Raw genomic sequence first — 19,910 nt, 5'->3', positions numbered from 1 at the left:
CTCCGTTAAATTTTAATTAATGTTGATGACCATGTCCTGTTGATTCATCTTTGTTCTGACACATCACTGAACTGTCATGAGGATGATCTTCGCACTCTAACTGGATCGTGACGTGGCCAATATCTTTATGCTGAAGTTCAAGTTCAACTTCTGTTAGAAGGTCTTGGCACTCGTAGATTGACAACTGTCCGTCGACAACAGCATGGCAAGATAAAGCGTTTTTCCCGCTTGTAATGCTCCACACATGCAGGTCGTGAATGCCCATAATCCCTTTGACATTTTCAATGGTTTTAATCACATCATCTAACTCAATATTTTTAGGCGTCCCCTCCATCAGCACGTGAATAGATTCCTTTGTGACACGCCATCCACTAATTAGGACAAGTATGGCAACGATAACGCTCGCAACTGGATCCGCCCATCCCCAGTTAAAGAAGATGATGAGTAATGCAGCAGTAATTGCCCCAACAGAACCAAGTAAGTCACCTAATACGTGAAGGAAGGCAGCGCGTAAGTTTAAGTTATCCTCTGTATCTCCTTGCCTCATTAAGATCCATGCAACCAGAATGTTTACTAACAAACCTAGTGTTGCAATGATCAACATGCCTGTTGACGCAACATCAGGTGGATTTGTAAAACGTTGATAAGCTTCATAGAAGATATAAAGCGAAATCAGAACGAGCGTCACACCATTAAAGACAGCTGCTAAGATTTCAAATCGTTTATACCCATACGTTTTACTATAGTCCGCTACTTTCTCTCCAAGCGTAAAAGCAAGTAAACCAATCCCTAGAGAGATGGAGTCACTAAGCATGTGCCCGGCATCTGATAAAAGGGCTAGACTGTTTGTGATAAAACCGCCAATCGCTTCAACGATCATAAAACCAGTAATAATGAAAAAACTAATCATTAACGCTTTTTTATTGGCACCATGTGTATGATCATGACCATGATCGTGTCCCATGATTTATCCTCCTTTAACTGTGCAATGCGTGCTTAATCGTTTGTTCAAGTACATTCATCACATGCTCATCATCATGTGAATAATAAAGCGTCGTGCCTTCTCTTCGGTATTTAACTAGACGTAAATTTTTTAAGAAACGAAGCTGATGTGAAACGGTCGATTGTCTTAAACTGAGCGTTTCCGCAATTTGATTCACGGAATATTCATTTTCAAAAAGCAAATGAAGAATGCGAACCCGGGTCGGGTCTCCAAGAGCTTTAAACGTTTGCGAGACGACAAATAACGTCTCTTCATCTAAATCGTTATACTCAAACTCAGATTGGTCTTCATTAGACATTTTAAAACCTCCTGTTAAGGTCCTTATATGTGTATATTAGTATATGTTCATATTTTATAAATGATAGTCGAAATAGTCAAATAATACAAAAAATGAACAATCCCACGAGGAGACTGTTCATTCTAAGTTTAAGTTATGTTTCTTCCTATAAAATTAGCGGATGGTGGCTTAAGGCCAAGTTCTCTTGACCAGATCGATAGCTGGCCGATATGGTGAATTTCATGGGCAACGATATGGTGAACGATCTCATCAGCAGTATACGCTTCATCGTCCCATGGCACCGTGACTACTTTACCTTTTAAGTCATCTAGATTTGTTTCCAGAAAATCGTTGATGTCTTTTCGGAACTCATCTGATAGTGATTTTAATTTCTCTGGCGTTTTATAATTTTCAAAGTGAATGACTAAATCGCCTTTACCTTGAATGCCCCGTACCCAGCTGTATTCCACATCTATAATATGAAAAAGTGTGTACAAAATACTGCCGACTCCACCTACCCTCGTTTTTAACAGTTCTTCCAAGGTCAGCTGTTCGCACCAATCAAACCATTCATCTCGAACCTGCCAGTTATATTTAAGAAATTTAATCATTGTCTTAACCCCCTAATTGTTGCCCACGCTTCATAAAAGTTTTTCAAAGATGAAAAGTAATTATATTTATCACTCATGATAGTTTATAAGATTGGTCTCGAACCACAACAGTTTCGGGATTAAAACAGATTAATACATTATCCTCGTCAAACCTTTTGAAACGTCTATCCCACTGATCCATCTCTGGACCCAAGTATCGAGCTAGCAACTGGTTAGCAATTTTTCTATCAAAAGTTTCTACCGTAGCTCTTCCTCTAAATCCTGCATGTAAAAACGAACCTGTCTCTTGATTAAAATCAACAATACCAATAGCACATTTTGAATTTCTTCTAATCCTTTTTGGAAATGTATCTGAAGCAGTACCGATTATCCATAATCTGTTGTTATACCACAAAAACCAAACTGGTGAATCCTTAGGAGTATCTTCTTCAACTGTAGATAAGTGGGCCACCAAAGGTTTCGAAAGCAATTCTTCTAAATCAAAGCTTTTACGAGTATCTTTAATAACTTTCATCTTAACCCCCTTACAAGTCAAACAAACATCACTTTTTCACAGCATGAACGTAATGAATGGTTTCAAAAGCCTTTAAGTAGTCGTTTCTATTACTAAAATATAGCTCATTTATTTTACTCGGCTCAAGATGTTCATAGATTAGCAAACCGACTGCTTCTAGAAATTTCTCTAATTCTGTATAAGAAAAACTAGTTTTCATCGGTTCCCCGCTTGCAGCTGCCATTTTAACCATGTTTTCGACTCTATTAGAATATCCCTTTTCCGTAAATAACGTTTCATCGCCATAATCAAATACAATCGAACTACCATTAGGAACTTTGTTAAACAGATGAGCAATTAATTTCGAGGTCTCTTCTTTAGTTAAATAATAAGAAACTCCTAAAAGGCTAAAAAATGTCTTTTTATTTACATCAAATCCTTGATTAATTAGATCTTTATCAGAAAACGTTTTAGTGAAATCCATTGGGATGAAGTGAAGATGACTTGGAATGTTAAATCCTGCTTCTTTTAATCTATGCTTTTTGAATTCTTGTGTAGGTGGGTAATCTATCTCGAAGATGTCTAGAGTTGTCTCCAGTTCGGGATGCCGATAGCTAAACGTATCTAAGCCTGCCCCTAAATTTACATATTGTTCTACGCCGAGATCAACTTCATTGAGCAATACTTTTTCTGCGTAAGCCGCACGAGCCAAAGGTGTTGGGGAAAGCTGAACTTGAGTAATCCATTTTAATATTTCTTCTTTGTTCTCTTTTAGTTTTTGCGCAATATCTGGGTTGAAGAATTGAACGCCTTGTAACATATTCTCCTTAATGTTATTAAACTCCTCTTGAGTGATTAAATCCTTAACGACATAATCATCAAAGATTTTAAGTGAGTCAAACCGGCTGTGATACGCTCTACCAAAAGCAGAAATTAATGAGGTCATACTGGACTTATTTTCTTTCATAGACACACTCCTCAAACAAAAAAATAGGATTCCCCTGGCCAGGAGAATCCTATTATATACTTTTATTATTTAATTGTAAATTATAGCATAAATAGATTTTTTTGTCAAATATTTCGCTTCTCATTATAACCGTGATAAGTAATATCTAATTATTAACAATAGATTTATATCTCCCCGATTTTATCCGCTGAAATAATTGAAAGAAATATACTGAGAGCTCCCATTATACATAGGACTGTAATGACTAAATCATAATTAAGGTTTATCAGTTGTGCAAAGTGTGTTTGCATCAAGACAATCGCACAAATCACAGTTGGAATCGTCATTCTTTTCCAAATCCCAAAGTAAAAAAGCGGAATAAAAGTAATTAACGTAATTACTAGAGAACGAACAATCATCTGATTAAGAAAGGTAGTTAAGTCTGTACGAGTCAGATTCCCTTTAATTATTGGCTGAACTTGATCAATTAAATAAGTCACTGTTCCAGTTAACAAATACGAAACCATGGTGAGAAGAAATACAAACGTTGCTATAAAAAGTATTTTCGCAGCAAATAATTTCTGCCTGCTTATTGGATACCTAAAAGATAAAGAAATAGTTTTATTCTTATATTCATCAATAAATACCTGGGTAATCAATGATGCTCCAAATAAGATAAAACCTTTTTGAATTTCTGAGATCAAGTCAATAACGGTAGCATAGTTCTGACCAAAATCAGTACTAACAGCTTTTATAAAAAATACTGGCAAGAACATTAATATCAAAGTATAGATAATCACTTCACTTATGACTGACTTTTGTTTTAGTTTCTTCCACTCTAATTGCATTAATTTAATCATTTATATCACCTCCATTAATAAGATGATAAAAATAGTCTTCCAGCGAGTTGGAGTGTCTCCGAATTTCTTCAATCTCTAAATCATGAAGTAAAAGCATTTTTGAAATATCGCTTTGCGTATAAGTCATATCATAAATACGAATTTTTCGTTTTTCTAAGACTTTCATGTTGTGAATATGAAGTTCATTCTCTAATAAATAAACGGCTCGCGTGACATCACTGACCTCAAGCTCAATATAGTCAGAACGTGCTTTTCGAACATCTGTCATCGTTATTTCGTTTAGTAATTTGCCTTGATGAATTATACCTACTCTATCAACAATTTGCTCTAATTCTCCTAATATGTGACTCGAAAGTACAAACGTCATCCCATATTCCTTATTCAGCATCCGAATTAAGTGTCGCATATCTTTAATTCCAATTGGATCTAACCCATTTGTCGGTTCATCCAAAATAATTAATTCAGGCTTTGTTATGATGGCTCTCGCAATTCCAAGCCGCTGCTTCATTCCAAGCGAAAAATCCTTTACTACTTTGTCTTCAATTCCTTTTAAGTTTACCAATTGCAGTGCTTGTTTCATGTCATTTTCATCATAAAATCCTAAATACTCACAATGTAGCTTCAAATTATCGAATGCCGTTAAATGCTCAAAAAATACTGGATAATCAATAATACTTCCAACTTTAGTTAGCAAGGAATTTGTTTTTTTGGTGAGCCTCTCATTAAATAGCAATATTTCCCCTTTTGAAGGATTGTTTAGTCCCGTAAGCATCTTCATAATCGTTGTTTTACCTGCACCATTTTGACCAAGAAGGCCGTAAATTTCACCTTTATTAATCAAAATATTTATATCTGAAACAAGTTCCTTCCCTTTGGCTTTTTTCGTTAGATTATTAGTCTGAATGACATATTCCATCATCTCATCCCTTTCATTCGGCTATCTTAATCATAATGGTTAAAAACAACTTTTTTCTTACTTGTTCCTTACAAATTCCTTAAGTTTATTATTTATTCATAAAGAAAAGAGGTAATTCTTTATGAACACCTCTTTGAGACCTCTAATATGTTACCCGCTTAAAAATGCATGTGAATACCGTTTTTTCGAACGGTTTACTAACTAGCTTAATCTCACCGTTCATCTCCTCTATTAAACGTTTCGTAATACTTAAGCCCAGACCACTACCCTGAAATTCAGGATTTCTCGCATCATCTAGGGTATATAGCCTTTCGAACACACGGTTCTGATGTTTTTCAGCTATACCTTTACCTTGATCCCAAATATCAATAGCTATATTTTCGCCTTGTTCTCGAATCGTTAACCCAACCACGTCACCATCACTACCGTAACGAATTGCGTTAGATATTAAATTGTTCAGAATCTGATTCAACGCATTTTCATTACCGAGAATAAAGTAATCCTGTTCTGGAATATCGACCTTAACTTGAAGACCTTTTGACTGCACTAAATGATAAAAGTCTAATACGTTCTTCCGGCAAATTTCGTTAATCGATAAACGACTCATCGGAAAATCAACATCACCTGACTCAAGTTTGACAAGGTCAAAAAATTGGTTCATTAAATCGATGACACTTAATATTTTGTCATGAAGACGACCAACGAGTTCTCTTCGCTCTTCTTCTGACAGGTTGTCATCATGTTTTAATTTCTCGACATATCCTAAAATAACGGTTAAAGGCGTTTTTAAATCATGAGACATATTTGAAATCATCTTTCTTAAACTTTCGTTTGTTCTTGCGAAGTCAGCAGCCACCTTCTGGTTATAGCTTAACAGACGATTAATTTGAATAAGCATGTCTCGAACAGAGTGATTATTTGTTTGAAGAAATACTTTTTCAGAGGTTTCCTTCTCAACGATATGAGATAAATTATCGCGTATTTGAATAAGCTGCATATTGGTTTGTTTATTTGATAAATATTGAGCACCAATAATGATCAGCAAAACTACTATAATTGAAAATAGTAAAAAATTCATAGTTACTCCCCTAATTTATAGCCAATCCCCCAAACCGTTTGAATGTAACTCGGTTTTGAGGGATCTTCTTCAATTTTTTCTCGTAATCTACGAATGTGAACATTAATCACATTCTCATTGCCAAAGTAATCATCTTCCCAAATCAACTCATATAGTTGCTCTTTTGTAAATACTCTGTTTTGATTCATCATAAAAAGCTTTAAGATATAAAATTCCTTAGAGGTAAGCTGTATATTTTTCCCGTTTACTTGTGCAGTAAAGGTTTCTAAATTAAGTGTCAGGGCTTTGAATTGAATCATGTTTGAAGATGAATTTCCACCTGCAGAAACATAGCGTGTTGCTCTTCGAATAGCAGCTTGAACTCTTGCTGTCAGTTCAATTACGGAAAATGGTTTACTGATATAATCATCCGCCCCAAAACCGAGACCTAACGTTTTATCGAACTCACTATCTTTTGCTGAAATAATAAGTACTGGAACAACGCTTGTTTCTCTAATTTTTCTCAGAAACTCCATGCCATTGAGCTTCGGGAGCATTAAATCAAGTAGTACTAAGTCAATTTGTGTAGTTTGAAAAAGTTGAAGCGCCTCTTCCCCGTCAAAAGCAGTCATCACTGTAAAATGTTCTTGTTCTAAATGGCTTGTAACAAGTTCACTTATTTCTTTGTCGTCTTCTACTATTAAGATCTTCTTTTTCATAATTAAATTTGACTCCTTTTGTCCAGAACTGTTTCTCCTAATAAAGTGCTTTATCAGAAAAAATTTACTTTTCTATCTCATAAATCAACGTATCGAATAGTTCACCGTTTGTATAAAGCAGTATAGCCCACACTCCCGCTTCTGGTAGATTAACAGACGACGGTGAATGTGCATCCGCTCCATTATTCTCGCCCGCAAGTCCAATCGTCCACCCATTTGTCAGCACTTGGTGTACTTCTTTTGTTGCTTTGTGCATACCTACCACCGTTAAATCAACAGCTAGAGGTTCTTCAATTCCCCAGAGGTGCCACATCCACTTCTGACCTTGATTAACACTCGGCATGTCAACACCTATCACTCCTGATTTATTTTTATTTCCGATGATATTGCCTTGAAATCTTACAGCTTTATTCTCCCAATCGATTTCCTCAAAATGGCTCTTCTCTACGAATTCAGGTGCATCTTCAGGTAATTGAATCTCTGATTCTTGTGAAGTGCATCCGACCACAATCCATGCAAGACTGATAAGAACTAATGCAACCTTTTTAATATTGATCATCTCCTATCAATAAGTGTAACTTAAAACTCCTTCCACCTTTCCGCAATGTCTTTTCCAGAAAAAAACGATATCAGTCCAATTAAAAATCCAATCAGCCCTAACCAAAACGTTATATTGGTTATGTTCCAGATATAGTCTGGAGTTAGATTTTTAACAGCTTGCATCACGTGAACTTCTCCGTTAAATGATGCAAATATGATCACTTTTTCTAATCCACTAAGCGCCATTAACAATACGCCTAGAAAATAAACATCAAACTAAGATTCTTCATTTTATCACTCCTTTGAAGGAATTTTTAACCGGTCTTGAACAGTCAAATACAGCTTCTCCCCGAGCCCAAATAAGATGAACGTAACAATTAGTGTGCCTGGTATGTAAAGCCAGTCAGTCAAATTAGGGAAAACTGGTTTATGTTTTAAGTAAAAATAATTGCCATCGACTAATGGGTTAACCATTAAAACGACCATAAGATAAACGATAAACCATAAGAATGAGAGGTATTTATCGTTTAACCTAACTCTAGCTTGATAGGAAATCATGGCGTAAAAAGGTAATAACAATGTAATTACATGATTGACAAAGAAGCTTATACCTAATGGATGACTGATGCCGTATACCCGGCTTGGATACAGAAAACTGGTCCACGCATACAAACTAAAAAAGCACAGGACTTTGAATAACTTTTCATTCTTGGTGATTAAATAAATGATGCCTAAAATTGTGTTGATGCGGCTAATATGTAGTGGCAATGATTCGGATAGGTCAAAATTCATGATGACTGCGTATGAACCGTAGAGTAGCACCTGCTGCGTGAGACTTAAGATGAGAATGATGATCGTGATGAGTGTTCGTTTCTTTTTTATTTTATGGCGAAAGAAAAACAGACAAAAGCCTATTAACATTAGCCCGGCTATATAAATGAGATGGTCGAATCCAAAGAGTGGAATAAATTCGCCACGGCTCAAATTAACCATTCCTTCTAATATAATCTATTTTAAGTTAACTTTATCATAATTTTCGGTATTTTTTGATATGAACTTATACTGAATTTAAATTCATCCTAACCCTTGACATTAAATCTCAGTACGTTAACATAAAAACTGTACAAAACGTTTAAAAATAATTTAACAAACTTACCAAACGTTTGGTTATGTTGAATTAAAGCCGAATCACTATTATAATCAGTAGATGTGATTCAGGCATGACTCACACTAAAGTGTCATACATCAGTCATCATGATAAGTCATGTCTATAGTAACGAGTGACTGATCTCTGGTTAGAGATGAGTTTTTATTTGAAACTTTTATTAAAATATTTCTAAACAAATTAAACGTTTTGAAGTATTTTAAATAAATAACAACAAATTAAAAAAAGGGGAGTTTTTTAATTATGAATAGTTGGAAGAAAATACTTGGGCTTAGCATTGCATTGCTAGTTGTGGTTACATTAGCAGCTTGCGGCGGAAGCAGTGAGGAGTCTAGTTCAGAAGTAAACCAGGACGAGATTTCAATCGGTCAAATTAACTGGGCTGAGAACATTGCTGTTACAAACATGTGGAAAGTGATTCTAGAAGAAAAAGGCTACAACGTGAAGTTACAATTACTTGATATGGGTACGATGATGAAAGCGTTAGAAAGTGGCGACTTAGATGTAAGCTTAGAAGTTTGGCTACCTGTTCAAGATAAGAATTACTTAAAAGAATATCAAGATACCGTTAATTTCTCAGACGCTACTTGGTATGACAATGCTAAAGTAGGACTTGTTGTTCCAACTTATATGGAAGATATTAACAGCATTGAAGACTTAAACAAAAACAAAGACAAGTTTAATGGCCAAATTATCGGCTTTGACCCTGGTGCAGGTACGATGGAAGTGACAGAGGAATTAATTAAAGATTATAATCTTGACTATGAGTTAACATCTAGCTCTGAGCCTGCAATGATCACTCAAATTGGTGAAGCAGTTAAAAATAAAGAACCAATTGTTGCGCCACTTTGGAGTCCACACTGGATTTTCGCTGAATATGACCTTAAGTTCCTAGAAGATCCGAAAAAAGTATACGGTGGAGTTGAGAAGATCCACCACGCAACAAGAACTGATTTTGCGGATGAATATCCAAAAGTTAGCGAGTACTTCAAGAACTGGAAAATGACAGACAAGCAAATCGGTGAATTAATCAACTCTGTTGAAAACGCAGAAAAACCTATTAAAGGTGCTGAAAAATGGGTTAACGAAAACCAAGAGTTAATTAATGAATGGACTAAAGAGTAATAGATAAAGAGCTGGCCTCACGTGCTGTGAGGCCAGTTTTTTATACGCTTCGAATTATATCTTCTGAATTGACTTAGTAAAATCTCCCACACGATTAAATATCTGGTCTGGCTTAGTACTAAACTCTAGTGTTTGATAAGTTGATAACCACTGCACTCCAATTGTATGTACGTTAGCTTGTTTCCCCGCTAAAATATCCGCTTCACTATCTCCTATAAACATGGCGTCTGTGTGATCGACGTTTAGATACGCTAATGCCTTTTTCAACCCTTCTGGATGGGGCTTTGGATCAATAACATCATCACCTGTGATAATGGCGTCAAATAAATCATTCATTTTTAGATGATCTAAAGATATGAGTAAGCTTCTTCTCGCTTTTCCAGTTACAATTCCTAATTTATAACCTTGTGTACTTAATTGATGTAGCAACAGTTGTATCTCTTCATTCTTAAAGACAAGTTCGTGATGTTTTTCACTGTATTTTTCATAATAGAGCTCAATTGCTTTGTCATGATCTGTATTAACAAGATTCTCTCTAATGATTCCCGTTTCAGATGGACCAAACATACTTTTTATTTCTTCAGATGTAAGTTCAACATTATCGAATTCCTTAAATATTGCCTGAAACGCATAATAACAAACCGGTAGCGTATCAGCTAAAGTACCATCAAAATCAAATATAATAGCTTTAATAATAACACTTCCCTTTAATTTTAAGGTTTAAATATATCAGCCACTAGATTACTAAACTCTCTTAAATAATGTAGGTAATGATCACCTCCATAGTTATAACGTTTATTATACATTTTGGCTACAACAAGGTTGTATTTTGGAATCACTAATAGAGTCGGGCCTGTTATTCCAAGGATTTGATAAGACCCTTTAGGGACTCTCTCACCAATCTCACTTTGAATGCTGGGTGTACCTTGAGCGTACCAAAACAGACCATTTCTTGGCAGATTAATATTCTTATAGATCGGACTCTTAATTTGAGTAGCTAATTCTATTACTTCCCTAGGAACGATTTGTTTACCTTCCACGAGCCCTTTATTTAGATGTAAATTTCCCCATTCCGCAAATTCACGAGCTGTTGTATGAAGGTTTGATTCTGTTCCATCATTCGTTTGCCCTATCTTATATGATTCCTCTTCATTTGCAGTAATAATTTCTTTCACTAGTGCATCATTAGTTTCTGTTTGCCAATTGAGCAACGTATAACTACAAAAAGGAATCTTAATAGGGTATCTCTATAAATTATTTCTCTATACTATCTCGCGCGGTATTTGTGGTAGGCATATGATTGAAAACATTGGCAAGCCCGAATCTTATTTATCACTTTTTTTCTTTAGAAGCAACTTTTCATTATAATCTATATGATGGTTGATTCCTTTTATAGGAAATATTATGAATTTCCCTTTCGCGAATGACAACAAGAATGATGATGTTGCAAATGATCATAATTGTCATGATGGCGCCACCACTCATAAGGAGGTTTCTGCGGATAACCATCAGGCGAGTCTTCCCAAGTTTCTTGACGTCCAAATGGTGTCAGGTCAAGATAGTTGAACGGAGTAAAGAGTATATCAACACCTCGTAAATATGTAGAATAAGTATGATAAATTTTGTCACCATCACGTAAGAATACACTTACCCCTTGATGCTGTACCCCATCAGATGTCGCTTCAAAGTCATAATTAAAATCGCTGTCATACGATGAAAACCACGGTACGTTCCAACCCATTTGTTTCTTAAACGGTTCAATTTTGGAAAATGGAGCCTGGGATACTAATATCAATGAAGTATCACGGGCTTGCAAATGAGCTAGGTGTCCCATGCTGTCAACAATCATTGAGCAGCCTTCACACCCTTTGTCCCAACTTGGATCGAACATAAAGTGATAAACGATGAGCTGACTATGCCCTTCAAATAAATCTATTAGTTTTGCTTTGCCATCTTTTCCATCAAGGATGTACTCTTTATCAAGTTCGACCATTGGAAGTCGACGACGCTCGGCATTTAGTGCATCTCTTGCGCGAGTGAGTTCTTTTTCCTTTGCCAAGAGTTCCTTGCGTGCTTTCTCCCATTCCTCTCGAGTAACGACTCTAGGCATGGTTGCGCCTTTGTTACTATTCTCCACAGAATATCTACTCCTTTCATTGTAAGGAATACACAAAGCACTAACCCAATCTTTACCTTCTTTAAATAATTTTAACATAATATTCAGATATTTTTACTAAGAAAAAGACGAGCTTACTATTGATCTTGTTGTTCAACTATTGTCCCAGTAAAAAAGGGAATTTGTTAATAATTATTTATTATTTTCTTTTCTAAAAAGTTTTCCTCTATTATCTCCTGTTTCTCACTAACTAATAAAGATTGAAATTCACCAAATAATATTTGTATTTCTTTCTCTGTGTTAATTAAGTCAATGCTATTTTGGTAGTCATCCTTATCCTTATATTTTGAAATTTCCAATCATTTCGTACTATCATCCTTGCTTTGAAGATAAACAGTATTAAAATCCAAATACTTTCCATAAATCTCTGATGCTCTTTCTTGAATACTTAAATACTCATCCACTTTATCCTTTTGAATATGATATTGATAAACTTTTACAAACATACTCACCCTCCAATCTAATAAACTTTATTCAACATTACTGCCATTAGAAGAACAACATCTTTTAACTTATTTTACCATATTTATTCCTAATAACTTTTGAACATAGTATATACGCAGGAAATATAGATTCTTTTCTTGTATATGGACTATATTTTAGAGGGGGATCAACTTGAAGATAAAAGGGGTAATCTTAGCACTATTTACGTTATTGGTTCTAACTGCCTGTATAGAAGATTCAAAGGAATTAACTTTTCAAAATGAATCAGACAACTGGTTAGTAGAATACACAGCAACCGTTAAGGGTGATGATCAAGAAACGAATAGACTTTATGTCGAATACATTGGTGAGGGCGAGGCGCCAGAACGCATCGACTATCGAATTGTTTAAAGTTCAGGAGAGGCTGAGGGGACCAATACTACATTGGAACAAGGTGTTCTGAATTCAAAGTTAAGTTCGTGTTCAGGTTGTGCTGTCACTTATGAAAATGATGAAGTTGAGATAACTATTGAGTGGGATGATGAGAGTGAGACGTTTAAGCTGAATAATAATTGAGTGGCATTTTTGAAGTAGTGAATATTTAATAGATTCGTAAGTGACCGATAAACTTTAAGAAATGACCGATATATTTTGAAAAGTGATCGATAAATTCCAAAAAGTGACCGATAACCTCAAAAAGAGGCCGATAAATTCGCCATATAATAGAAATGAGCATCGACTAGCGTTAGCTAATCGATGCTCATCTTTTATATATAAATAAGGGGTAATTAGTTTGTCACCACGCCTGCGTCTGGTGAATCGACGCCGTGGCGGTAATAATCAACATGTTCTGCTTCGAGTGGTTCTTTTTCTAAGATTAAGTCTGCTGCTTTTTCGGCAAGCATTAAGACAGGTGCGTGGATGTTACCGTTTGTGACGTATGGCATAGCTGATGCGTCTACGACTCTGACATTGTCGAGTCCGTGGACTTTCATGGTGTTCGGGTCAACCACGGCCATTGGGTCTGATGCTGGTCCCATTTTCGCTGTGCAAGATGGGTGTAGTGCTGTTTCGGCATCATTTTTTACCCATTCTAAGATTTCTTCATCTGTTTGAACAGATGGGCCTGGCGAGATTTCGCCTGCGTTATAAGGATTCATTGCTGGTTGCGCCATAATGTTTCTTGTTAGGCGCACAGCCTCGATCCATTCGCGTCTGTCTTGTTCAGTTGATAGGTAGTTGTACACCATGCTTGGGTGCTCCCTCGGGTCTTTTGAACGAATCTTAAGCGATCCGCGTGCGTCTGAATACATTGGGCCTACGTGCACTTGGAAGCCGTGCTTCGTGTCAGCTTTTTGACCGTCATAACGTACCGCTACTGGTAAGAAGTGATACATTAAGTTTGGATAGTCAACATCTTCGTTCGAACGGATAAACCCTCCGCCTTCGAAGTGGTTCGTTGCGGCTGGTCCTGTACGTCCAAGTAACCACTGTAGGCCAATCCAAGGCATGCGTAATTTGTTTAAGCTTGGTTGCATTGATACTGGTTCAGGGCATGAGTACTGAATATATGCTTCTAAGTGGTCTTGTAAGTTCTCACCAACACCTGGAAGGTCAACTACTGGCTCAATGCCAAGTGACTTCAAGTGCTCAGCGTCGCCGACTCCAGATAACTGAAGAAGCTGCGGTGTGTTAATTGCGCCACCTGCAAGCACCACTTCTCCTGCTTCAACCTGATGATCTTTACCATTTCGGCGGTAATTAACAGCTGTTGCCTTCGTTCCAGTAAATTCGATTCCTGATACGAACGCACGTGTGCGGATCGTTAAATTACGGCGATGTCTAACTGGATCTAAATAAGCACGAGATGCTGAAAAGCGGCGCCCTTTGTAAACGTGTTTATCAAATGGACCGAATCCTTCTTGGCGGTAGCCATTAACATCCGGCGTGCGGTTGTATCCTGCTTCAACGGCTGCATCGAAAAATGCTTGGAATAACGGGTTTTTAGCCGGACCGCGTTCAAGTTTTACTGGACCATTTAACCCGCGATAAGGATCATCTGAATCAGCAGCTAGTGCATTTTCTAAACGTTTGAAATACGGAAGAACATGCGCAAAGTTCCACGTTTCCATCCCTTTATCTGAACCCCAGCGTTCATAGTCCATTGGGTTTCCGCGCTGATAGATCATGCCGTTAATTGAGCTTGACCCGCCAAGCACTTTACCACGGGCATGCTTAATGCGGCGTCCGTTCATATACGGCTCAGGGTCTGACTCGTACTTCCAGTCATATAAGCTCTTGCCAGCTGGGAATGGTAAAGCTGCTGGCATTTGAATTAATAAATCCCATGAATAGTCACTACGTCCTGCTTCTAAAATTAATACACTGCTTTTTCCGTATGCACTGAGGCGGTTACCCATTACCGAACCGGCACTCCCGCCACCAATGACGACGTAATCGAATTTTTCTGTCATGTTATGAAACCTCCTTGAATGCTTTTCTTTTTATTTAAACCAATGAATCGGCTCTGGTTTTGTATTTCTGAAAATATGCTTCGTTTCTGTATATTCTTCTAACCCTGGTTTACCGAGCTCGCGTCCAATACCTGACTGTTTATATCCGCCCCACGGAGCCTGCGCAAAGTATGGGTGGAAATCGTTGATCCAAACCGTTCCCATACGTAGCTGAGCTGCTGCGCGTTCTGCTTTATCGATATCCGTTGTGAACACAGCTCCTGCAAGACCATAAATCGTATCATTCGCAAGACGAACCGCTTCATCTTCATCTTTAAATCGTTCAACCGTTAAAACTGGACCGAACACTTCTTCTTGCACAATTCTCATGTCCGATGTGCAATTCGTCATAATCGTTGGCAAGTAGAAAAAGCCATCCTGAAGTTCAGGGTCTTGTGGGCGAGCGCCGCCAACTAAGACTTTGGCGCCTTCTTTTTTGCCAATTTCAACGTACTCTTCTACTTTTGCACGATGTTCTGCTGAAATTAATGGTCCTGACTGCGTATCTTCGTCAAAACCGTTACCTAACTTAATGTTCTTCGTACGTTCAACTAACGCTTCGACAAACTCATCATGAATCGAATCTTCAACAAGTAAGCGCGCACCTGCTGAACAAACTTGACCAGCATGGAAGAAGACGGCGTTTAACGCTTGGTCCACTGCTGTTTCAAAGTCAGCATCTGCAAAGACGATGTTTGGATTTTTACCGCCTAGTTCAAGCGCAATCTTCTTCACATTGCCGCTTGCATTTTGCATAATTTTCTTACCTGTATCAATGCCGCCTGTAAATGAAATCAGGTCAACCTCATGGCTCACAGCTAGCTCGTTACCAACAGTTGCGCCTTCACCTAGAACTAAGTTCACAACACCTTTTGGAAAACCAACTTCCTCCATGAGTTCTGTTACTTTAATCGTTGTAAGTGGCGTAATTTCGCTTGGCTTCATCACGATCGTGTTCCCTGCTGCAAGTGCTGGGGCAATTTTCCATGCTGCTTGCAGCAGTGGATAGTTCCAAGGTGTGATCTGACCGCATACACCCACTGGCTCACGAACGACTTTACTTTGGCTATTCGGAATTGGCGAGTCGATGATCTCTCCACCATCTTTGTCTGCAAGACCTGCAAAGTATCTGAAAACCCCTGCGATATCGTCCATATCTTCACGGCTTTCTGTCAATGTTTTTCCTGTATCTAGTGATTCGAGTTTGGCTAGTTCCTCTTTATCACGTTCGATTAACTGAGCAATATGAAGTACCTTCTCGCCTCTTTCCGTAGCAGTCGTAGATTTCCAGTCACCATGGTCAAAAGCTTCGCGAGCTGCTTTGATCGCTTGCTTGGTGTCTTCTTCATTGCCTTCAGCAACTACCTCAATTACCTCTTGGTTATATGGATTAATAATCTCTCTCGTCTTTCCGTTCAATGCGTCCGTCCATTCACCATTAATAAACATCTGTTTCATGAATGAGCCTCCTAAATTTATTTTGTTAAATTATTTTTTAACGTATTTAATAATTTTAATATACCATAGCAAAAATGCTTTGTAAACCAACGACTTTTGCATAAAATTAATTTTTGACTTTTACTGACAATCAGTTATAGTTACAATTAAAGTAGTTAAAATTATATTTAACATGTTAAATGAACAAAACTTGGAAAACATAATAACGAAAAGAGGGATGACTTTGAGCGATCAAACCAATCGAAGTGAAGAATTGCTTGAAGAAGCTGAAGGGGCTGTCATTGACGCGATCGCCGAGACGATGGACTTATACGGAGTGACGCCTTCCATCGGACGGTTATATGCAACGATGTATTTCAAACACGACCCACAAACGCTGGATGATATGAAAGATGATCTTGGCATGAGTAAACCAAGTATGAGTACAGCTGTAAGAAAGCTGCAGGAAATTAATATTGTTAAGAAGGTTTGGAAACGAGGCTCTCGCAAGGATTTATTTACTGCTGAGAAGGATTTCTTCCAGTACTTCTCGCATTTTTTCGGAGATAAGTGGGAACGCGAAGCTAAGATTAACCTATCTGCTATTGATCATGCTGAAGATCAACTTAATCAAGTTCTTAACGATGAGAAGGCCAATGATGAGGTCAAAAAACGCGCCGAACTCGATTTAAAACAGCTTCAAGATTATCGTAAATATTGCCACTGGCTAGAACGACTGGCCGATTCCATTGAGTCAGGTGAAATTTTTGAGTTCTTGCCGATTGATGAGGAAAAATCTAAGAAAGAGTAATGCGAAACAGCCCCTCCAGATGTGGAGAGGCTGTTTTTTCGTTAAGTAAAATTAGTATGTACTTTAATATGGTAGCTACAATTAAAACTTTGTATAATAAAATTAATCTTAATAAATTAGGTGCTGTGATGAGAGTGACTGTTGAAGAGTTACAGAAAAACTTTATAACGTATTTAAAGTTAGCTTCAACAGAAGACGTGATTATTACACGAGACGACGTTGAAGTGGCAAGGCTATCGTCTCATTTTGAAGGGATAGTACACGAGAATTTACCATTGTATGGAGTTGGTCATAAAGCTACATATGAGGAATTCTTACAGCTTCGACATGATTCTGACAGACGATATGAGTATATTGATGGTGACATTTATTTACTTGCCTCACCTAAAGTTGCTCATCAATACACAGTTACTCAATTACTGACGATGTTCTCAGTTTATTTTGATAATGGAGAATGTTTACCATTTGTCGCGCCATTTGATATTGAAGTCAAAAGGCAATCAACAGAAGAAAAGAATATGGTTCAGCCTGATTTAATGGTGATTTGCGATCTTTATCAACATGTTGGAGAAGATGATTATTATAAAGGAGTCCCCTCATTAATTGTTGAGGTACTTTCAAAGAGAACTCAAAAGAAAGACTTAATCTTTAAACTAAACCTTTATATGTCATGCGGTGTAAAAGAGTATTGGATCGTAAACCCTGATAACCAAGAAGTTATGATTTATCATTTTGACAATTTTAATATTAAAAAATACAAAACATATAAAAATGACGAGAAAGCTAGTTCGTTTATATTTACAGGATTAGAAATAGATTTGCTTAAAATATTTAGAACAGCATAGTTCTTATTCAAGACTTCTGGTCTTTCTTTGTCATAAATTCTTGATCAACTCACTTGTAGTGATTTAATTCAATATGATAAAACCCTGCGCGTATATAAAAAACATCATAGACTTAATCCGTCTATGATGCTCTAATAAATAATTTATTTTAATTCAAGAATGCTAACTAATTCCACATGCACCGTATGAGGAAACAGATCTACTGGTTGCACAGATTTTAGTTCGTAGTTAAACTGCCTTAACTCAGCAGCATCTTCCGCAAATGAACTTGGATTACATGACACGTAGACAATTCGTTTCGGCTTTGAACGGCCAATTCGGCGCATAACTTTTCCACCTGCACCTGAACGTGGTGGATCTAATAATAAGATATCAGGCTGACCGAATTCTTCTAATACATGGTCGATTCCTCTTCGTGCATCTTGCGCCAAGAAATAAGTATTATCAATGCCATTTTCTTCAGCATTTCGTTTCGCCGACTCAATAGAGCTTTCAACGATTTCAACACCCGCAAGTTTCTTAACTCTGCTCGCAAATGGTAATGAGAACGTCCCAACTCCGCAAAATAAATCAATCATCGTTTCATGCTCTTTAGGTTGTCCCATCTCTAATGCTAAGTCGATTAACTTCTTAGCTTGAGTCGGATTTGTTTGGAAGAATGTATCGTACCATAAGCGATACTGATAACCATAAATTTCATCGTAAATAAAATCACGACCTGCTAACACATGAATTGCTTCTGCATCAACCCGGTCAGCCCAAAGCGTATTTTCTAACCACATTAAGCTTTTGACTTTTTTATATGGACTGATTCGATCAACCAAGTCGTTTACAGCTTCTTTAAGTTCACCGCTCGGTGGCTGAGTTGCAATTAAAGCTAGCATGATTTCACCTGTTGTAAAGGACTGGCGAACCATTAAATGTCGTAATAAACCAGTGTGTGCTTCTTTCTCGTAACCTTTTAGGTCATGGTCTTTAGCCCACTTGGAGACTTCTAGCGATGCGTTGACCATATCATCACTTGCGATTAAGCAGGTTTCAAGGTCAAAGACATTTCTAAAATTACCTTGTTCATGCATGCCCATGTTACCTTCAGGTGAGAAAGTGAATTCCATCTTATTACGGTAATCCCACGGACGATCCATACCGATCGTTGGTTTCACGAGTTCAGGATCAAAACCTTGACTCTCAATCGCTCTTTTAACGTATTCAGTTTTATGCTTTAACTGTCCTGAGTATTCCCAATGCTGCCAAACACACCCGCCGCATATATCAAAATGAGGACACGGCGCAATCGTACGTTCGGAACTTGCTTCTACCACTTCTTTTAGTTCTGTTTTGCTCCACTTTTTAGTTGGATACAAAGCGTCCACTTTCACTTCTTCACCAGGAATAGTTTGCGGAACGACTAATTTTAATTTCTTCGGATTTCCTTTTTCATTTTCCCGCCAAACCACTGCTTGACCAGAACCTCTCCTGTCTAAGCTTTCGATTTTAGCCTGATACTCTTCTCTATTTTCATCGGACATATGTAAATCCTCCTTAACTTCACACCAATAGCTTTTCCAATCGTACATATAGAAAATACCATATTTCAACTCTAGATGATATTAAAAAGATGCTTTTGCGCGCACGCAAAAGCTTCCTTATCTCAATTCTTACAATTATAAATGAGCTAAAATTTTTTTGTACATGATTCAGAATACTAATGACAAAAAAATCATCTTTATTTTTTGATCTCTAATGTTATTTTGCATGTTTCTAACTACATTCACTCTGTTCCTATCGACAATCAATCAGTCCTAAAGATAAATAATACTTTAATGCTATCTTGGTCGTTCTATCAAAAATAAATAGATTAAACAAAAAGAAAAAGCTACTAGACTTGTGAACTGACCCAGGGAAATGAGACAAGAAAAAACACCTATGCTGCCACGGTCCTGTATTCAACAGGGCTGTGGCAATTTAATTTTGAAAAAGGTCGTATATAATT

Annotated in this window: 22 protein-coding genes and 1 pseudogene; 4 read left to right on the top strand and 19 right to left on the bottom strand. The window is 37.2% G+C overall.

Annotation, left to right across the window (positions count from 1 at the left end; all coding sequences use genetic code 11):
- Positions 1 to 16 precede the first annotated feature (16 nt).
- The 12 genes from ACFSW4_RS15070 to ACFSW4_RS15015 all read right to left on the bottom strand — a co-directional run bounded on the left by ACFSW4_RS15070 (position 17) and on the right by ACFSW4_RS15015 (position 8,406).
- Positions 17 to 964 carry a cation diffusion facilitator family transporter gene (locus ACFSW4_RS15070; RefSeq protein ID WP_377330286.1) on the bottom strand — a complete coding sequence of 316 codons (948 nt, stop codon included), beginning with the start codon at positions 962 to 964 and terminating at the stop codon, positions 17 to 19.
- A 13-nt stretch (positions 965 to 977) separates the two neighbouring features.
- Positions 978 to 1,301 carry an ArsR/SmtB family transcription factor gene (locus ACFSW4_RS15065; protein WP_054753356.1) on the bottom strand — a complete coding sequence of 108 codons (324 nt, stop codon included), beginning with the start codon at positions 1,299 to 1,301 and terminating at the stop codon, positions 978 to 980.
- Positions 1,302 to 1,429: 128 nt separating this feature from the next.
- Entirely contained in the window at positions 1,430 to 1,891 is a 462-nt protein-coding gene (locus tag ACFSW4_RS15060) for a DinB family protein (RefSeq protein WP_377330284.1), read from the bottom strand.
- A 73-nt stretch (positions 1,892 to 1,964) separates the two neighbouring features.
- A complete protein-coding gene (locus tag ACFSW4_RS15055) occupies positions 1,965 to 2,405 on the bottom strand; it encodes a pyridoxamine 5'-phosphate oxidase family protein (protein WP_054753358.1) in 441 nt (146 codons plus the stop codon).
- 28 nt (positions 2,406 to 2,433) lie between these two features.
- Positions 2,434 to 3,351 carry a class I SAM-dependent methyltransferase gene (locus tag ACFSW4_RS15050; protein ID WP_054753360.1) on the bottom strand — a complete coding sequence of 306 codons (918 nt, stop codon included), beginning with the start codon at positions 3,349 to 3,351 and terminating at the stop codon, positions 2,434 to 2,436.
- Between the two features lie 164 nt (positions 3,352 to 3,515).
- Complete coding sequence (locus ACFSW4_RS15045) at positions 3,516 to 4,190, bottom strand: ABC transporter permease (RefSeq protein ID WP_054753362.1); 675 nt, start codon at positions 4,188 to 4,190, stop codon at positions 3,516 to 3,518.
- Positions 4,183 to 5,106: an ATP-binding cassette domain-containing protein gene (locus tag ACFSW4_RS15040; protein WP_377330281.1), complete on the bottom strand. Its 924-nt coding sequence runs from the start codon at positions 5,104 to 5,106 to the stop codon at positions 4,183 to 4,185. Before ACFSW4_RS15040 ends, ACFSW4_RS15045 begins: the two co-directional genes overlap by 8 nt.
- 142 nt (positions 5,107 to 5,248) lie before the next feature.
- Positions 5,249 to 6,184 (bottom strand): sensor histidine kinase, encoded by a 936-nt coding sequence (locus ACFSW4_RS15035; protein ID WP_054753364.1) that lies wholly within the window; start codon positions 6,182 to 6,184, stop codon positions 5,249 to 5,251.
- 2 nt (positions 6,185 to 6,186) lie between these two features.
- Positions 6,187 to 6,882, bottom strand: a complete 696-nt coding sequence (locus ACFSW4_RS15030) for a response regulator transcription factor (RefSeq protein WP_054753366.1) — start codon at positions 6,880 to 6,882, stop codon at positions 6,187 to 6,189.
- Positions 6,883 to 6,946: 64 nt separating this feature from the next.
- Entirely contained in the window at positions 6,947 to 7,441 is a 495-nt protein-coding gene (locus ACFSW4_RS15025) for a hypothetical protein (RefSeq protein ID WP_377330279.1), read from the bottom strand.
- Positions 7,442 to 7,461: 20 nt separating this feature from the next.
- Positions 7,462 to 7,668, bottom strand: coding sequence for a hypothetical protein (locus ACFSW4_RS15020; protein ID WP_377330277.1), 207 nt, complete (start codon positions 7,666 to 7,668; stop codon positions 7,462 to 7,464).
- 48 nt (positions 7,669 to 7,716) lie between these two features.
- Positions 7,717 to 8,406 carry a TMEM164-related integral membrane acyltransferase gene (locus ACFSW4_RS15015; RefSeq protein ID WP_377330275.1) on the bottom strand — a complete coding sequence of 230 codons (690 nt, stop codon included), beginning with the start codon at positions 8,404 to 8,406 and terminating at the stop codon, positions 7,717 to 7,719.
- Positions 8,407 to 8,830: 424 nt separating this feature from the next.
- Between ACFSW4_RS15015 and ACFSW4_RS15010 the strand changes: the two genes are divergently transcribed.
- Positions 8,831 to 9,712 carry a glycine betaine ABC transporter substrate-binding protein gene (locus tag ACFSW4_RS15010; protein WP_377330273.1) on the top strand — a complete coding sequence of 294 codons (882 nt, stop codon included), beginning with the start codon at positions 8,831 to 8,833 and terminating at the stop codon, positions 9,710 to 9,712.
- 54 nt (positions 9,713 to 9,766) lie between these two features.
- Here the strand turns inward: ACFSW4_RS15010 and ACFSW4_RS15005 are convergent, their stop codons facing one another.
- From ACFSW4_RS15005 to ACFSW4_RS14990, 4 genes and pseudogenes are all read right to left on the bottom strand, one after another.
- Positions 9,767 to 10,408 carry an HAD family hydrolase gene (locus ACFSW4_RS15005; RefSeq protein WP_377330412.1) on the bottom strand — a complete coding sequence of 214 codons (642 nt, stop codon included), beginning with the start codon at positions 10,406 to 10,408 and terminating at the stop codon, positions 9,767 to 9,769.
- A 17-nt stretch (positions 10,409 to 10,425) separates the two neighbouring features.
- Positions 10,426 to 10,836: pseudogene (locus tag ACFSW4_RS15000) on the bottom strand (penicillin-binding protein); the annotation flags it as partial.
- A 278-nt stretch (positions 10,837 to 11,114) separates the two neighbouring features.
- Positions 11,115 to 11,849 carry a DUF899 domain-containing protein gene (locus ACFSW4_RS14995; protein WP_369404897.1) on the bottom strand — a complete coding sequence of 245 codons (735 nt, stop codon included), beginning with the start codon at positions 11,847 to 11,849 and terminating at the stop codon, positions 11,115 to 11,117.
- A gap of 338 nt (positions 11,850 to 12,187) precedes the next feature.
- Positions 12,188 to 12,334: a hypothetical protein gene (locus ACFSW4_RS14990; protein ID WP_279401577.1), complete on the bottom strand. Its 147-nt coding sequence runs from the start codon at positions 12,332 to 12,334 to the stop codon at positions 12,188 to 12,190.
- 169 nt (positions 12,335 to 12,503) lie between these two features.
- Here ACFSW4_RS14990 and ACFSW4_RS14985 point away from each other — a divergent pair, with 169 nt between their 5' ends.
- A complete protein-coding gene (locus ACFSW4_RS14985) occupies positions 12,504 to 12,722 on the top strand; it encodes a hypothetical protein (protein ID WP_054753374.1) in 219 nt (72 codons plus the stop codon).
- Positions 12,723 to 13,099: 377 nt separating this feature from the next.
- Here ACFSW4_RS14985 and betA read toward each other — a convergent pair whose 3' ends face one another.
- Together betA and betB are read right to left on the bottom strand one after the other, a co-directional pair.
- Positions 13,100 to 14,785 (bottom strand): choline dehydrogenase, encoded by a 1,686-nt coding sequence (gene betA, locus ACFSW4_RS14980; RefSeq protein ID WP_054753375.1) that lies wholly within the window; start codon positions 14,783 to 14,785, stop codon positions 13,100 to 13,102.
- Between the two features lie 30 nt (positions 14,786 to 14,815).
- Positions 14,816 to 16,282, bottom strand: a complete 1,467-nt coding sequence (gene betB, locus ACFSW4_RS14975; protein WP_377330270.1) for a betaine-aldehyde dehydrogenase — start codon at positions 16,280 to 16,282, stop codon at positions 14,816 to 14,818.
- A gap of 223 nt (positions 16,283 to 16,505) precedes the next feature.
- Here betB and cudC point away from each other — a divergent pair, with 223 nt between their 5' ends.
- Both cudC and ACFSW4_RS14965 read left to right on the top strand, forming a co-directional pair.
- Positions 16,506 to 17,072 carry a choline uptake/conversion transcriptional regulator CudC gene (gene cudC / locus ACFSW4_RS14970; protein ID WP_377330268.1) on the top strand — a complete coding sequence of 189 codons (567 nt, stop codon included), beginning with the start codon at positions 16,506 to 16,508 and terminating at the stop codon, positions 17,070 to 17,072.
- 68 nt (positions 17,073 to 17,140) lie between these two features.
- Complete coding sequence (locus ACFSW4_RS14965) at positions 17,141 to 17,917, top strand: Uma2 family endonuclease (protein WP_377330266.1); 777 nt, start codon at positions 17,141 to 17,143, stop codon at positions 17,915 to 17,917.
- Positions 17,918 to 18,060: 143 nt separating this feature from the next.
- On the opposite strand, the gene rlmD is transcribed toward ACFSW4_RS14965, so the two are convergent.
- Complete coding sequence (rlmD, locus tag ACFSW4_RS14960; RefSeq protein ID WP_054753379.1) at positions 18,061 to 19,446, bottom strand: 23S rRNA (uracil(1939)-C(5))-methyltransferase RlmD; 1,386 nt, start codon at positions 19,444 to 19,446, stop codon at positions 18,061 to 18,063.
- Between the last annotated feature and the right edge of the window lie 464 nt (positions 19,447 to 19,910).

Source organism: Piscibacillus salipiscarius, from assembly GCF_042685285.1.
Lineage (GTDB): Bacteria > Bacillota > Bacilli > Bacillales > Alkalibacillaceae > Piscibacillus > Piscibacillus salipiscarius.
This window is presented reverse-complemented; position numbering and strand designations above follow the sequence as displayed.

What these genes read in the sequence shown, in the direction of transcription:
- ACFSW4_RS15070 (WP_377330286.1), bottom strand. Translation starts at nt 964, where the DNA reads ATGGGACACGATCATGGTCATGATCATACACATGGTGCCAATAAAAAA.
- ACFSW4_RS15065 (WP_054753356.1), bottom strand. Translation starts at nt 1,301, where the DNA reads ATGTCTAATGAAGACCAATCTGAGTTTGAGTATAACGATTTAGATGAA.
- ACFSW4_RS15060 (WP_377330284.1), bottom strand. Translation starts at nt 1,891, where the DNA reads ATGATTAAATTTCTTAAATATAACTGGCAGGTTCGAGATGAATGGTTT.
- ACFSW4_RS15055 (WP_054753358.1), bottom strand. Translation starts at nt 2,405, where the DNA reads ATGAAAGTTATTAAAGATACTCGTAAAAGCTTTGATTTAGAAGAATTG.
- ACFSW4_RS15050 (WP_054753360.1), bottom strand. Translation starts at nt 3,351, where the DNA reads ATGAAAGAAAATAAGTCCAGTATGACCTCATTAATTTCTGCTTTTGGT.
- ACFSW4_RS15045 (WP_054753362.1), bottom strand. Translation starts at nt 4,190, where the DNA reads ATGATTAAATTAATGCAATTAGAGTGGAAGAAACTAAAACAAAAGTCA.
- ACFSW4_RS15040 (WP_377330281.1), bottom strand. Translation starts at nt 5,106, where the DNA reads ATGGAATATGTCATTCAGACTAATAATCTAACGAAAAAAGCCAAAGGG.
- ACFSW4_RS15035 (WP_054753364.1), bottom strand. Translation starts at nt 6,184, where the DNA reads ATGAATTTTTTACTATTTTCAATTATAGTAGTTTTGCTGATCATTATT.
- ACFSW4_RS15030 (WP_054753366.1), bottom strand. Translation starts at nt 6,882, where the DNA reads ATGAAAAAGAAGATCTTAATAGTAGAAGACGACAAAGAAATAAGTGAA.
- ACFSW4_RS15025 (WP_377330279.1), bottom strand. Translation starts at nt 7,441, where the DNA reads ATGATCAATATTAAAAAGGTTGCATTAGTTCTTATCAGTCTTGCATGG.
- ACFSW4_RS15020 (WP_377330277.1), bottom strand. Translation starts at nt 7,668, where the DNA reads ATGGCGCTTAGTGGATTAGAAAAAGTGATCATATTTGCATCATTTAAC.
- ACFSW4_RS15010 (WP_377330273.1), top strand. Translation starts at nt 8,831, where the DNA reads ATGAATAGTTGGAAGAAAATACTTGGGCTTAGCATTGCATTGCTAGTT.
- ACFSW4_RS14990 (WP_279401577.1), bottom strand. Translation starts at nt 12,334, where the DNA reads ATGTTTGTAAAAGTTTATCAATATCATATTCAAAAGGATAAAGTGGAT.
- betA (WP_054753375.1), bottom strand. Translation starts at nt 14,785, where the DNA reads ATGACAGAAAAATTCGATTACGTCGTCATTGGTGGCGGGAGTGCCGGT.
- betB (WP_377330270.1), bottom strand. Translation starts at nt 16,282, where the DNA reads ATGAAACAGATGTTTATTAATGGTGAATGGACGGACGCATTGAACGGA.
- ACFSW4_RS14965 (WP_377330266.1), top strand. Translation starts at nt 17,141, where the DNA reads ATGGTAGCTACAATTAAAACTTTGTATAATAAAATTAATCTTAATAAA.
- rlmD (WP_054753379.1), bottom strand. Translation starts at nt 19,446, where the DNA reads ATGTCCGATGAAAATAGAGAAGAGTATCAGGCTAAAATCGAAAGCTTA.